Raw genomic sequence first — 12,071 nt, 5'->3', positions numbered from 1 at the left:
AACGGAGCCGGCGAAGAGGAGCTGCTGGCGAACATCGAGGGTGCCTTAGGCGCCCCCGATGACTGGTCGAGCAACGGCAAGCACCTCCTGTTCGAGGTGCTCGGGAAGGAAACGCAGAGGGACATCTGGCTGCTGCGCTTCGACCAGGACAAGAAGGCAGCCCCGCTGCTGAAGACCCCAGCCGCAGAAACCCAGGCGCGACTTTCGCCGGACGGCCAGTGGATGGCGTACGTTTCGAACGAGTCCGGGCGCGACGAGGTGTACGTCACTCCCTTTCCCAACGTCGGCCCCAAGTGGCAGATTTCGAGCGAAGGCGGAGATTTGCCCCGGTGGGGCCGCGACGGCCGCGAACTCTTCTTTTTGCGGCCCGACAACACCGTGATGGTGGCGCCTATCACCGAGACCGGAACGAACGTCGAGGTGGGCGCCGTCAAGACTCTGTTTAAGCTCAATTCGCCTCCTGGCATCTTCGGCTCGTTCTCACTGGCGCCCGAAGGCTCGCGCTTCCTGGCCACCACCGGCACCGGCGGAGGGGCTGGCGCATCGCTCACTTTGGTAGTGAACTGGACGGCGGAGCTGAAGAAGAAATGAGCCTTGGCGGCGGACACAAACTCGGGCTGCGTGCCCTTCTCACCACCTAACCACATTGAGAATGATGAACGCGGTTGTATTTACCGACTGTGCTCCACTTGGATGGTTAGTCGGCATACCGTCCAAGTGACCCGACCACTGTGGGTGTGGCCGCACATGGAACCATAGCCCGTTATACGGCCATGTGGCCGCTGCTGGTAGCTGGCGAGAAGGAGATTTCTCGCGAGCAACCGGCTAGCTGCGGGCCTCGTGCCCACTTCGTCACCTCTTCGGCTTATACCAATACCGGTCGGTGAAGTCAGAGCGGTACCTTTTCATCGCGGTTGCGACGAGAAGCCGCCATCCCATCGTAAAAAGATGCCATTCTCCAAACTCGTCGAATTTTCGTGTGGACAGGAGTGCCTTTACCTGCGTAAGGCGCGTGAGATGTTGTCCCCGCCGCCTTCCCAAGCGCCTTAGCGCCACTTGGAAAGCGATGTCTTCTGCAAAAAGCCTGGATTCTTGGAATCCTCCGATCTCTTGGAAGTCGGTTCTGCGGCAGAAAACGACCCCGGTATCTACCCGCGTCAGTGCTGCAATTGCCATCATCAACGCATAGGTTGCACGAATACCCATTGACCACCGCTCGGGTATAGTCGACGTGGAACCGGCAATGATGGAGCCGTCTTGCATCGCATTTTCTATTGCATTGAATGTATGAGGGTGAATGCGGGAATCAGCGTCCACAAAACAGAGAATGTCGCCTGTCGCCACCGCCGCCCCTCCATTCCGTGCAGCACCGATGGACTTCTTTTCTACCCGAACCACACGGCAGCCGTGTGATTTCGCGACTTGGGCGGTGTCGTCAATTGAACAATTATCAGCGACAATGATCTCGACTCCGCCGGAGTACGAGCCGCGGGCGACATGGACCGATTCGATCAGACGCGGCAGCATCGCTTGCTCGTTGAAAGCTGGAATTATGACGGACATTCCCGGATTCGCTGGGCAGATCAAGCAGACCCCCCTCCAAGCAGCTACCGAGGACTCGACCCGCATTCGCTAGCGGGCCAGATGCTAGCATCGTCCCCTAACGGATGGTCCGAAATCTCTCACACCACCATTGGCAACATCGCGCTTGCTGGCGAGAACAGCCCTTCTCACCACCCACGGGGAAATTGCGCTCTCGCAGCCCGGCCCGCGACACTCGCAGGCTTCCTGGCCGCTCGTGGCGATCGGGCAAGAGCGAAGACGTTAATCGCTGAGGTTCTGGGTTCGGGATATATGGATCACCACGTCGCTCATAGCCTTGGCGACGCATACGCATAGCTTAGTGACAGTAAGGAAGCTCTGCACTGGCTGCGCAACGCAGCCGATACGGGCTTCCCCTGTTATCCTTAGGTACTCGAAGAATTCGCTTCTCGATCCCATCCGAAGAGATCCAGGTTTCCAGACCTTCTTGGCGGACATGAAGGTGCAGGAGAAATCGGCGCGCGACCATTACGCCCATTGATCGGTGTGCGCGGAAGCCCCCGTCAGAAACAGGCGCACACCGAGGGCTGCGAATGCCAAGCCGTTCCCAACTTCCAGCAACTTGCTCGGTTGATGCGAACTTGGGTAAAACTTAGGCAAAGAATCTACCCTGAATCAGGGGTCTTTGCTCAATTCCGGGGGCTAAGGGCAGCCGAATCAACAAGGTTTATCTCACATAGTGTGAGTTAAGCGCCCACAGAAAAATCGGAAACCGCATCTTAGCAGAAAGTCCGAAGCCGAAGGAAGCGCGGCAGGAGAAGCTGCGCGAAGGGAACGGCGTAGAATGTGGTTATCAGCGCTGTGCGCGCTCCACCTCTGAAAATGGCTGCGAACCGCTCATCCCGGCCTACGAACGACCCCGCTGGGAGCGGCTTGCCGGGGGCTCCGGGGTCGCAACTTTCTGATGCGCCGCGGGTTTCTTCCAGTGTGAGCAGCATGGCGCTCCAGCGCGGGATGCTGACGGGAGGCGACGGCGACGTCGTGGCCTCCACGACTGCCCTGCCCTCGTCGCCCGGGTTCGATCTGCTGACGGACGCCGAGATCATGCTGCGGGTGAAGGCGGGAGACGACTCGGCCTTCGAACATCTGGTGGAAAAGTTCCGGCGGCCGCTGGTGGGATTCCTCTACCGCATGGCGCGCAACCACGCGGTGGCCGAGGAGCTGGCGCAAGAGGTTTTCCTGCGCGTCTATCGCTCGCGCAAGACGTACAGGGCCAGCGCCAAGTTCACCACCTGGATGTACCGCATCGCGGTGAACCTGGCGGTGAATCATGCGCGCGACTCGCGTAACCGGCGCGGCGAGGTCAGCCTGGACGAGCCCAAGGAAGGCGGCGCGGCCTTCGAGGTCGCCGACGGCGAACTGACCGCCGAGCAGGATCTGCTGCGGCGGGAGCGGGTGCGCGCCATCCGCAGCCACGTGGAGGCGCTGCCGGAGCGGCAGCGACTGGCGGTGGTGATGCACAAGTACCAGGGGCTGGACTACCGGCAGATCGCCCAGGTGCTGAAGCTGAGCGAGTCGGCGACCAAGTCGATGCTGTTTCGCGCCTATGAGACGCTGCGCGAAAGTCTGAAAGAGTTTTTGTGAAGGTGGTGGGTATGAACTGCGAACGATTCCGCGATCAGATGCTCGATGCGCTTCAGGGCACGGCCCCGGCCGAGCTCGAAGAGCACGCGCGCGCCTGCGCCACCTGCGCCCAGGAGCTGGCGGCGCTGAAGCAGACCTCGGCGCTGCTCGAGGAGTGGCCCGCACCCGAGACCTCTCCCTATTTCGATTCGCGCCTGCGGGCGCGCCTGCGCGAGCAGGCTGCGACCCCGGTGGGCTGGTGGGCGTGGCTGCGTAAGCCCGCGCTGGCCGCGACCCTGGCCCTGCTGATGGTGGTGGGCGTCGGCGTGCTGGATTTGAGCAAGCCGCAGACGCAGAGTCCGGTGGCGGTGCGTCCGCAGCCCAAGGCGCACACCGGCACGGCGGTGGCCGACCTGCAGACCCTCGACCAAAACCAGGAGCTGTACGCCACCTTTGACCTGCTGGATGAGATCCCGGTGGAGCAGGCGAATCCGTAAGGAGCAGAGTTGATCCTGAAGATTATTGTCGTGTTGCTGTTCGTGGGCTTGGTGGCCTGCGCCCTCGTTGCCCAGGAGGCCCCGGCCGCGCAGAGCGCGCCACCGCCCGCGACGCCGCAGGAACCTCCGCAGAAGGAGCCGGGCGAACATCACCACGGCTTCGGGATGCGCGGCGGCCACCACGGCCCCGGGGCCCACGCCGGCGACTGGCTGCGCAAGTATCAGAACCTTCCGCCCGACCAGCAGGAGCAGGCGCTGGCCAACGACCCGGAGTTCCAGAAGCTGCCTGCGGAGCGTCAATCACGGCTGAAGGAGCGTCTGCGCGAGTTCAACGCCATGACCCCGGAGCAGCGCCAGAGGGTGCTCGATCGCATGGAGACCTTCGAGCACTTGACGCCCGAGCAGCAGGAGCGCGCGCGGGCGCTGTTCGCTCGCTTCCGCAACCTCCCCGAAGCGCGCCGGCAGATGGTGAAGCGCGCCCTGCGCAGCCTGCGGGAGATGGATGCGCAGCAGCGCAGCCAGGTGCTGGGGTCGGAAAAGTTCCGCAGCATGTTCTCCGCCGATGAGATGGAAGTGCTGAAGGGGATGTCCGAGATCGTCCCGCCGCGCCCGCCCGAGGGTCCCACCAATCGCGAGCCTGCCCCGCCGCCCCCCACGGACCAGCAGTAGAACTTTGTAGCGCCGGCGCTACCCGCGAAAATCGCACAGGCGAGGACGCCTGTGCCACAGTCCCAGCGAGTTGGACAGCTTCGTTGCCGGCGAGACGCCGGCGCTACCGGAAGAGGTTCTTCAGCACGAAGAACACGTTCGCAGGCCGCTCTGCCAATCGTCTCATGAAGTACGGATACCACTCCGTCCCGAAGGGGATGTAGACGCGCATGCGCCAGCCGTCGCGCACCAACTGCTGCTGCAAGTCGCGGCGGATGCCATAGAGCATCTGGAACTCGAAGGCGTCGGCGGGGATCTTCTCGGCGCGGGCGAACGCGATAGTGGCCTCGATCATCTTGGGGTCATGCGTGGCGACGCCGTGATAGACGCGGCTCTTGAGCAGCATCTTCATCAGCGTGACGTAGTTCGAATCCACGTCCTTCTTCTTCTGGAAGGCGATCTCCGGCGGCTCCTTGTAGGCGCCCTTGCACAGCCGGATGCGGATGCGCGCGGCTACCAGCGCTTCCACGTCCTGCTGGCTGCGGCGCAGATACGACTGGATGACGGCGCCCACCATGCCCTGGTTGTCCGGCTCCGCGTGGAGCTTGTGGACGAAGTCGAGCGTGCGCTGGGTGTAGGGCGAGCCTTCCATGTCCACGCGCACGAAGTTCTGGGTGCGCTTGGCATGGGCGACCAGGGCGGAGACCAGCTCCTCGGCGAGCTTCGCGTCCACGTCCAGGCCCATGTGGGTGAGCTTCAGGCTGACGTTGGCGTTGAGCTTGCGCGCCGCGATCTCATCCAGGAGCTGGTGGTAGAGGTCGGCGCTCTTTCGCGCTTCCTCGGCGTTGGTGACGTTTTCGCCCAGGTTGTCGATGGAGACGCCCTGGCCCAACTGGTTGACGGCGGCAGTGGCGGCCAGCACTTCCTCGAGGGTCTCGCCGGCGACGAAACGGCGGGAGTTCTTCCGCCCCATGGAGGAGTGCTCGGCGATGCGGCGCAGGCGCTTGCTCTCGGAGAGCCAGATGAAGAGCTCCCTCAGCATGAACTCGCCGGGAACGGAAGAGAAGGATGAGTCCGGGGTGACATGGACGGAAACTTTTTATCACAGACCGGGGAAGTCCGGGAGCAGAGGTCTCAGTGTCCCTGCTCTTCCAGGAACTTCTCCACTTCCATGGCAGCCATGCAGCCGGTGCCGGAGGCGGTGATGGCCTGGCGGTAGCGACGGTCGCTGACGTCGCCCGAGGCAAAGACGCCCGGCACTTTGGTGAAGACGTAGTCGCGGGGGATGAGGTAGCCGTCCTTGTCCATGTCGAGCTGGCCCTCGAACATCTTGGCGTTGGGGACATGCCCGATGCCCAGGAACATGGCGCTGGTAGGGAAATCCCAGGCCGCGCCGGTCTTGAGGTTGCGCAGGCGCAGTCCGGTGACTTCCTTCTTGTTGACGTCGAAGACGTCGTCCACGACCGTATCGGTGAGGAACTGGATCTTCTCGTGCTTGCGGGCGCGGTCGAGCATGATCTTGGAGGCGCGGAACTGCTCGCGGCGGTGGATGAGGGTGACCTTCGTGGCAAAGCGGGTGAGGAAGAGGGCCTCCTCCATGGCCGAGTCGCCGCCGCCGATGACGGCGATCTCTTTGCCGGAGAAGAAGAAGCCGTCGCAGGTGGCGCAGGAAGAGACGCCGTGCCCGATGAGCGCCTGCTCGCTGGGCAGTCCCAGCCAGCGCGCCGAAGCGCCGCTGGAGATGATGAGCGTGCTCGTCTTCAAACTTTCTTTCCCCAAATTCAGAGTGAAGGGCCGCTGGCTGAGGTCAGCGCTGACCAGGTGCGCCGTCTTGTACTCCGCCCCGAAGCGCGCTGCCTGCTTGCGCATGTTCTCGATGAGCTCCGGCCCCTGGATGCCCTCGGGAAAGCCGGGAAAGTTCTCAACCAAAGTGGTGAGCGAGAGCTGGCCGCCGGGCTCGTGGCCTTCAAGCACCAGGGGCTTCAGGTTGGCGCGGGCGGCGTAGAGTGCCGCCGTCAGCCCGGAGCAGCCCGTGCCCAGAATCACCGTGTTGCGCACTGAATCTTCCATCGCTTTTGGGTCCCGACCTCAGTCTCTCACGTTCCAGCTTGTAGGGATTAGATGGCGCGCGACGGATTCCGATTCGGCATGACTTTACTTGGGCTTCTGAGATTTCCCGGGAGCGGTTTGCGGCTGCTTCTTCTGGGCCACGCCCACGCGCGCCAGGTCTCCGGGGACAAAGGAGCGCACACCCAGCGCTGCGCGGTAACTGGCCAGCAGGGACGAAGCGCTCTGGAAGATGGCCTCGGAGCTCTTCTGGTCGGCCTGGGGGCAGCGCTTCACGGCGATGGGGGCCTTGCCATAGCGCTCCACCGAAATGTGGTTGGCCGGGGTGTCGGAGGCGAGCACGGCCGCAGGGTCGCCGGCGGTGACGCTGGACTCGATTGCCACCTGCACCACGTCCTTGGCCTCACGCAGGCGGAGTGCCAGGGTCTCAGTGATGCCGCCGTCGTCCATGTTCACGCTCATGGTGTACTGGGCGGTGGTGAAGGGAGAATCGGCGCTGAATTCGCGGCGCACCCGCACCCAGCGCGCGACCCCAGCGTCCACGGAGGAGCGTCCGCGCGAAATCTCGAAGTCGGCGGTGAAGCGCGGTTTGCCCGGGATGCGCCCCAACGCCTCCCGCATCTGTGCCACATCGGCCTCCGCCGGGGTGCAAACCTGGATGACGTTGATCTGGACGCGTTTCTTCTGCGCCTCCTGCGCCGCCAGCGGGAGGACCAGGGGGACAAGGATCAAAAGACCAGAAGCGAGCTTGCACGAGGCGCGCACATCGGGATTCTACCTGCGCCCGCAGCGGCGACCAAGAGCGTTGCTACAATGCGCCATGGCCAACCTGGTTCTGGTGTACGGGATGCGCCTGCTGCCCGCCGACGACCTGGCCGAGGTCCCGCCGGCCGTGGTCGAGCTCAAGGGCGGCCGCCAGGCGCGCATCACGCTGCACATCCTCGAGGGGGGCAAGGAAGAGATCGAAGCCCAGCTGCGCACCAGCGTGGAGGCGTTCTTCGACCTCTATCCCGAAATCTGACCGGGACGTCGCCCGCGCTGACCCGGCCCTATAATCTTTAATCTTGGCGACCGCATGACCTCCCTCTCCTACCGCTACCTGCGCCGCCGGCTCTCGGGAGTGATCCCGACCAGCCGGCTGGGGCGTTTTGCGCTCTACGTCGCCGTCCTCGACCTGTTGTTCCTCGTGCTGCAGAGGATTTTCTATCTTTTCGCCGCCACCTCCAGCGCGGGCGCGACGCTCGCCGGCTGGATCAATTTCCTGAGCGTGGTGCTGGGAATCGCGGGCAGCCTGCTGCTGCTGCGCTGGGTCCGGCGGCACCTGCTGTGGCGGCTGCGCAACCGGCTACTGGTGACTTACGTCTTTGTGGGCGTGATCCCCGTGGCCCTGCTGGTGGTGATGGGGTTGCTGGCCACCTACATCTTGGGAGGGCAGTTCGCCTCCTACTTGGCCATCTCCGATCTGCACAGCGAGATCAACGGCTTGGGCGCGGTGAACTCCGGCATCACCGCGGAGCTGGCGCAGGAGCTGCGCGGCGGACACGCCCTCGAATCTGCCGCGCCCAGGATGCGGGGACAGGTTCGACGCTTTCCCACGCGCCAGGTGACCGCCTGGTACCGGGGCCAGGCGCGGGTGCTGGCGGCGCCGCCAGACGCGCCGGCGCAGCCCACAGCGCTGCCGGGGTGGCTGAGCGAAGACTTCAAGGGTCTGGTGCTGGAGGATCACTCGCTCTTCCTGCGAGCCGCCAACTCCGCCGACGTCGAGGGCGAGAGGCTGGTTGTGATCTCCACCGTCCCCCTCGATTCTGAGCTGCTGAATCGCCTGACGGCGGGGCTGTGGCGAGTGCAGTTCTACCCCACGAACTTCAGAGTCTCCACCGAGCGAGGGGAGCTGTTGGAGACCGACGAGCCCGCAGTCACCGACCCGGCGGGCAAGGCCGCTGGCGGAACACCGGCCCAGGCGTCCACCGGGGCCCCTGCTGCGGTCGTTTCCGGCGGAGGGGTGCCGGAAGCGGGGGGCCGCCTTGATCCGGACTTCACGGTCTACAGCGCCGTCCCCCTCAGGCGCTGGCAAGACGGGCACGAACTGGCGGTTCCGGCTGCGGTGCAGTCGCGCCCCTCGGCGGTTTACCGGCGTCTTTCCTCCACCGTCGGCCTCCTGGTGGGGGTCTATCTCTTTGCACTGGCGGGGACCGCCATCCTCTTCGCTTTCATCGAGCTGCTGGCGCTGTTCATCGGGCTGGGCCTGACGCGCACCATCACCCGGTCGGTGGCCAACCTTTACGAAGCCACGGAGCGGATCAACCGCGGAGACTTCAGTTATCGCATCCAGGTGCGCTCGCGCGACCAACTGGCGGCGCTGGAGACTTCGTTCAATTCCATGACCACGTCGCTCCAGAAGCTGCTGGTGGAGCAGAAAGAGAAGGAGCGCTTGCAGAGCGAGCTGGCCATCGCCCAGGAGGTGCAGGGACAGCTCTTCCCCAAGTCCAACCTGCAACTGGACTCGCTGGAGCTGTATGGGGTGTGCCGGCCGGCGCGGACGGTGAGTGGCGACTACTACGACTTCCTGCCGCTGGGCGCGGAAAAGATGGGCATCGCCGTGGGCGACATCAGCGGCAAAGGCATCTCGGCGGCGCTGGTGATGGCTACGCTGCACTCGGCGGTGCGGGTGTACGAGTTCGGCGGGCTGCCCGACCGGGCGCAGATCTCCTCCGCCGGCCTGGCGGTGCTGACGGCGTTGCGCCGCGGCGAAGGCCGCCCCGTTCCCGCGCTTTCCAGCAACGGCATCCATTCCCCCAGCGAGGTGCTGTGGCTGCTGAACCGCCATCTCTTTCACAACACTCCGGAAGAGAAGTACGCCACGCTTTTTCTGGGGATCTTTGATGGGCGCTCGCGGCGCATCACCTACTCCAACGCCGGGCACCTGCCGCCGGTGGTGGTGGGCGAGGACGGTTCCGAGCGGCGCCTGGTGGCCGGCGGCATGCCCATCGGGCTCTTCGACAATCTTGCCTTCGAAGAAGGCAGCACGGAGCTGAATCCCGGAGACATTTTCGTGGCCTACAGCGACGGCGTGACGGAGCCGGAGAACGAGTTCGGCGAGTTCGGCGAGCACCGCCTCCTGGAGCTGGTGCGCGAGCACCGGCACGGGCCGTTGGAACGCGTGGCCGAGGTGGTGCTGGCGGCGGTCTCGGACTGGATCGGCTCCGTCGAGCAGCCCGATGACGTCACCCTGGTGCTGGCGCGGCCACGATAGAAAAATGCTCCCCACTCCGACAAATGGAGAGCGGTTGCGCGCATCCAACGTTGCCGAGGAGCAGCCCGTTCAGGTGAACGCCGTCCGTTCGCCGTCGTCCAGTGCCCGCGCCCGAGGCGTCTTTTATCCAGTTCACCGAGATCCACCGCCAGGACAAGCCTGCCTTAGAGCACCTGATCGCTCGCCTCTCCGGCACCGAAAGCGTTCCCGCCTCCGCGGTCTGAACCCAGACCGCTTCCCGCCCGTCGATTCGAGCGGCTCACCCACCAGCTTCAAGAACTGTGGACTCCTGCCATGCGTCCCTGGACCTCTACAGGGCCCTGGTGGTAGACCCGCCGGAACACCTGCTTTGGGAAATGCACACGATGCAGGGGTCATCGGCGGTTCTTAGCGCTCTACATTGAAATAGATCCTCGTCGTGGCTCGGTACTGGGTTATCTTCTTGCCGTCGAGTTCCATTTCCAGCTCACCGACACGCGCCCACCTCAACCCGTGCAGCGTCTTTGCAGCTTCTGCAATCGCGTTCTCCGCTGCCTTGGCGAAACTCTCCTTGGAAACTCCGACTACCTCGACCACCTTCTGTGCCATGACATCCTCCTTGCGTCTCTTTAGCTGTAAACCAACGAAGCCCGCTACCACGACCACTCGAACGAGCGTGCCTACGGATACCCCGATCTCATTCTTTGGGTCTGCACTCTTCCGCTTGAGAGATAAGGAGTGGGCCACCCGGTACCTACGAGCGAGAGAGTACGACGGGGGTGCCCCGGCAGTTGCAGGATCATCAGATCACTATGAATTGTGGTCGTCTACGTCCTGCTCACCCGATCCGTACCGCTCCGACCAGGGTGGCTAGCACCCAAAAGGCCAGACCTACGGCCACCATGCTGATCTTTCCGGTGCGTACTCCGAAGGCCGCGAGGACGAAACAGATAAGAGCAACGGCCATGAGGATAGTAGAAAGTGTCATTGTGGGTTCTCCTTGCGTTCTTCGGCAAGCATCTCATCCGAAGACTTGCGAGTCTGTCCTGAATTGAACGGTTGGGCGACGAAATGCGATGGCGACACCCACCAGAACTGCAGCGACTCCAGCAGGGACGACAGGGTTACGACACAAGTCACGACACAAAGAGCGGGAGTCCGAAAGCCGCGTCCCCTGCACGAACGCCTTTTGAGGTTGCTGGATTCCCGCCATGCGTCTACCGGAGCATGGAATCCCTGAACTGTCGCAAATTGCACAGACTCGCCAAGGCTGGGTGTCGTACAAGAGGAACCTGCGGGTCAAGACAATGGAGTCCCGCCTAAGGAGAAATGCATGCAGCGTCTGCATCTGTATTTGGGTTCGTTTCTGCTGAGTGCGGCCTTGATTGTGCCCGTGGGCGTCCAGGCTAAAAATCACTGCCCCGACCAAAACGGTAAAAAGGGGTACTACGACAACGGCCACAAGGACTGTCATTACTGGGACGACCGCGAAGACCATACCTACCAAACCTGGTGGGAGGCTCAAGGTCACAAGACCCATCGGGAATGGTCAAAGCTGAAGGCTAAAGAACGGTCAGAGTACTGGAAGTGGCGCCACGAACATCCGGACAATGACCAGGAGCGCCACTAAGACTGATCTCGCAAACGGAACAAGCTCAGCAATTCGACAGCAACCGTTTCGCAAGGGTTCATCCTGAGCGCAGCGAAGGATCTACAGGTTCCCGCCACAGGTACGGAATTCCTCGGCCGAAACCCGCAGTTCCTTTCTTCGCTGCGCTCCTCAGGATGACAAGTCCCCTGCCGCCAGATCCCTTGTAGGAATTCACCGTGCGTGAAGTAGGGGAAGCATTGAGAAGGTTTGGTAGCGCTACCGGGAATCGAACCCGGGTTTGAAGATTGAGAATCTACTAACGTGCTCTTTGCCGTCAGTAACTTACACGCTCCTGCTGGAAAACTGTGCCCCAAACTGTGCCCCCTTTCTGACATTTTGACCCTACTGCACTCGATCCGTCTGCTTCGGGACAGCATCAACAAGCTTGCTGGCGTGGTAGTTCAGGAAGCGCTCGAAGCCCGTCATCACGTGCGGCTCGGTCACGTGGATGTAGTAGCGCTCCGCCACGCGGGGCGAGCTGTGCCCCATAAGGCGAGCGAGCGTGAACTTGTCCATGCCGCTCTCGGCACAGCGGGTGCCGAAGGTATGACGCCAGCAGTAGAACTCGAAGGGCTGCAATCCAGCATCGCGGATTCCTTTCTCGTGCGCGTGCTGAATTGTGGCCAGGTGCCCAGACTTGCCAGGACCGGGGAAAACGTACTTCGACCCATTCACCAATTGCCGCCTAGCGAGCAGCATTTCCCGCGAGCGCGGCGTGAGCGGAATGTGACGGGCTGCAGCGTCTGTCTTGCCCTCCAGCACGTGCAGAAAGCCCTGTGGGGCCTCTGGGCTGCCCTCTAGCCGGAGGTTG

13 protein-coding genes and 1 tRNA gene are annotated in these 12,071 nt (G+C 63.1%); 7 read left to right on the top strand and 7 right to left on the bottom strand.

Annotated features, from left to right (window positions below):
• On the top strand, positions 1 to 591 hold a 591-nt coding region (locus VGQ94_00620), incomplete at its 5' end, for a hypothetical protein (protein ID HEV2021009.1).
• A 261-nt stretch (positions 592 to 852) separates the two neighbouring features.
• Here VGQ94_00620 and VGQ94_00615 read toward each other — a convergent pair.
• Positions 853 to 1,563: a glycosyltransferase gene (locus VGQ94_00615; GenBank protein HEV2021008.1), complete on the bottom strand. Its 711-nt coding sequence runs from the start codon at positions 1,561 to 1,563 to the stop codon at positions 853 to 855.
• 975 nt (positions 1,564 to 2,538) lie between these two features.
• Between VGQ94_00615 and VGQ94_00610 the strand changes: the two genes are divergently transcribed.
• The 3 genes from VGQ94_00610 to VGQ94_00600 are packed head-to-tail and all read left to right on the top strand — an operon-like array spanning position 2,539 to position 4,331.
• The gene (locus VGQ94_00610) at positions 2,539 to 3,186 is read left to right on the top strand and encodes a sigma-70 family RNA polymerase sigma factor (GenBank protein HEV2021007.1); all 648 of its coding nucleotides are present in this window, start codon (positions 2,539 to 2,541) and stop codon (positions 3,184 to 3,186) included.
• A gap of 11 nt (positions 3,187 to 3,197) precedes the next feature.
• Positions 3,198 to 3,662: a hypothetical protein gene (locus VGQ94_00605; GenBank protein HEV2021006.1), complete on the top strand. Its 465-nt coding sequence runs from the start codon at positions 3,198 to 3,200 to the stop codon at positions 3,660 to 3,662.
• Positions 3,663 to 3,671: 9 nt separating this feature from the next.
• Positions 3,672 to 4,331 carry a DUF3106 domain-containing protein gene (locus VGQ94_00600; protein ID HEV2021005.1) on the top strand — a complete coding sequence of 220 codons (660 nt, stop codon included), beginning with the start codon at positions 3,672 to 3,674 and terminating at the stop codon, positions 4,329 to 4,331.
• Between the two features lie 103 nt (positions 4,332 to 4,434).
• Here VGQ94_00600 and VGQ94_00595 read toward each other — a convergent pair whose 3' ends face one another.
• The 3 genes from VGQ94_00595 to VGQ94_00585 form a co-directional block, all read right to left on the bottom strand.
• Positions 4,435 to 5,352 carry a proline dehydrogenase family protein gene (locus VGQ94_00595; protein HEV2021004.1) on the bottom strand — a complete coding sequence of 306 codons (918 nt, stop codon included), beginning with the start codon at positions 5,350 to 5,352 and terminating at the stop codon, positions 4,435 to 4,437.
• Positions 5,353 to 5,444: 92 nt separating this feature from the next.
• A complete protein-coding gene (gene trxB / locus VGQ94_00590) occupies positions 5,445 to 6,380 on the bottom strand; it encodes a thioredoxin-disulfide reductase (protein ID HEV2021003.1) in 936 nt (311 codons plus the stop codon).
• 84 nt (positions 6,381 to 6,464) lie between these two features.
• Positions 6,465 to 7,142 (bottom strand): hypothetical protein, encoded by a 678-nt coding sequence (locus tag VGQ94_00585; protein HEV2021002.1) that lies wholly within the window; start codon positions 7,140 to 7,142, stop codon positions 6,465 to 6,467.
• Between the two features lie 55 nt (positions 7,143 to 7,197).
• Here VGQ94_00585 and VGQ94_00580 point away from each other — a divergent pair, with 55 nt between their 5' ends.
• Positions 7,198 to 7,398 carry an allantoinase gene (locus VGQ94_00580; protein ID HEV2021001.1) on the top strand — a complete coding sequence of 67 codons (201 nt, stop codon included), beginning with the start codon at positions 7,198 to 7,200 and terminating at the stop codon, positions 7,396 to 7,398.
• 54 nt (positions 7,399 to 7,452) lie between these two features.
• Positions 7,453 to 9,630 carry a SpoIIE family protein phosphatase gene (locus VGQ94_00575; GenBank protein ID HEV2021000.1) on the top strand — a complete coding sequence of 726 codons (2,178 nt, stop codon included), beginning with the start codon at positions 7,453 to 7,455 and terminating at the stop codon, positions 9,628 to 9,630.
• 387 nt (positions 9,631 to 10,017) lie between these two features.
• Here VGQ94_00575 and VGQ94_00570 read toward each other — a convergent pair whose 3' ends face one another.
• Positions 10,018 to 10,218 carry a dodecin family protein gene (locus VGQ94_00570; protein ID HEV2020999.1) on the bottom strand — a complete coding sequence of 67 codons (201 nt, stop codon included), beginning with the start codon at positions 10,216 to 10,218 and terminating at the stop codon, positions 10,018 to 10,020.
• A gap of 724 nt (positions 10,219 to 10,942) precedes the next feature.
• Here VGQ94_00570 and VGQ94_00565 point away from each other — a divergent pair.
• Entirely contained in the window at positions 10,943 to 11,239 is a 297-nt protein-coding gene (locus tag VGQ94_00565) for a hypothetical protein (GenBank protein HEV2020998.1), read from the top strand.
• 229 nt (positions 11,240 to 11,468) lie between these two features.
• Here the strand turns inward: VGQ94_00565 and VGQ94_00560 are convergent.
• Both VGQ94_00560 and VGQ94_00555 read right to left on the bottom strand, forming a co-directional pair.
• Positions 11,469 to 11,551, bottom strand: a tRNA-Ser gene (locus VGQ94_00560).
• Between the two features lie 51 nt (positions 11,552 to 11,602).
• The coding region (locus VGQ94_00555) for a tyrosine-type recombinase/integrase (GenBank protein HEV2020997.1) at positions 11,603 to 12,071 on the bottom strand (469 nt) is incomplete at its 5' end.

The sequence above is a fragment of the Terriglobales bacterium genome (assembly GCA_035937135.1).
Classification (GTDB): Bacteria; Acidobacteriota; Terriglobia; order Terriglobales; family Acidobacteriaceae; genus DASYVL01.
This window is presented reverse-complemented; position numbering and strand designations above follow the sequence as displayed.

Coding starts and splice junctions, on each gene's coding strand:
- VGQ94_00615 (HEV2021008.1), bottom strand. CDS start 1,563: ATGTCCGTCATAATTCCAGCTTTCAACGAGCAAGCGATGCTGCCGCGT.
- VGQ94_00610 (HEV2021007.1), top strand. CDS start 2,539: ATGGCGCTCCAGCGCGGGATGCTGACGGGAGGCGACGGCGACGTCGTG.
- VGQ94_00605 (HEV2021006.1), top strand. CDS start 3,198: ATGAACTGCGAACGATTCCGCGATCAGATGCTCGATGCGCTTCAGGGC.
- VGQ94_00595 (HEV2021004.1), bottom strand. CDS start 5,352: ATGCTGAGGGAGCTCTTCATCTGGCTCTCCGAGAGCAAGCGCCTGCGC.
- trxB (HEV2021003.1), bottom strand. CDS start 6,380: ATGGAAGATTCAGTGCGCAACACGGTGATTCTGGGCACGGGCTGCTCC.
- VGQ94_00580 (HEV2021001.1), top strand. CDS start 7,198: ATGGCCAACCTGGTTCTGGTGTACGGGATGCGCCTGCTGCCCGCCGAC.
- VGQ94_00575 (HEV2021000.1), top strand. CDS start 7,453: ATGACCTCCCTCTCCTACCGCTACCTGCGCCGCCGGCTCTCGGGAGTG.
- VGQ94_00570 (HEV2020999.1), bottom strand. CDS start 10,218: ATGGCACAGAAGGTGGTCGAGGTAGTCGGAGTTTCCAAGGAGAGTTTC.
- VGQ94_00565 (HEV2020998.1), top strand. CDS start 10,943: ATGCAGCGTCTGCATCTGTATTTGGGTTCGTTTCTGCTGAGTGCGGCC.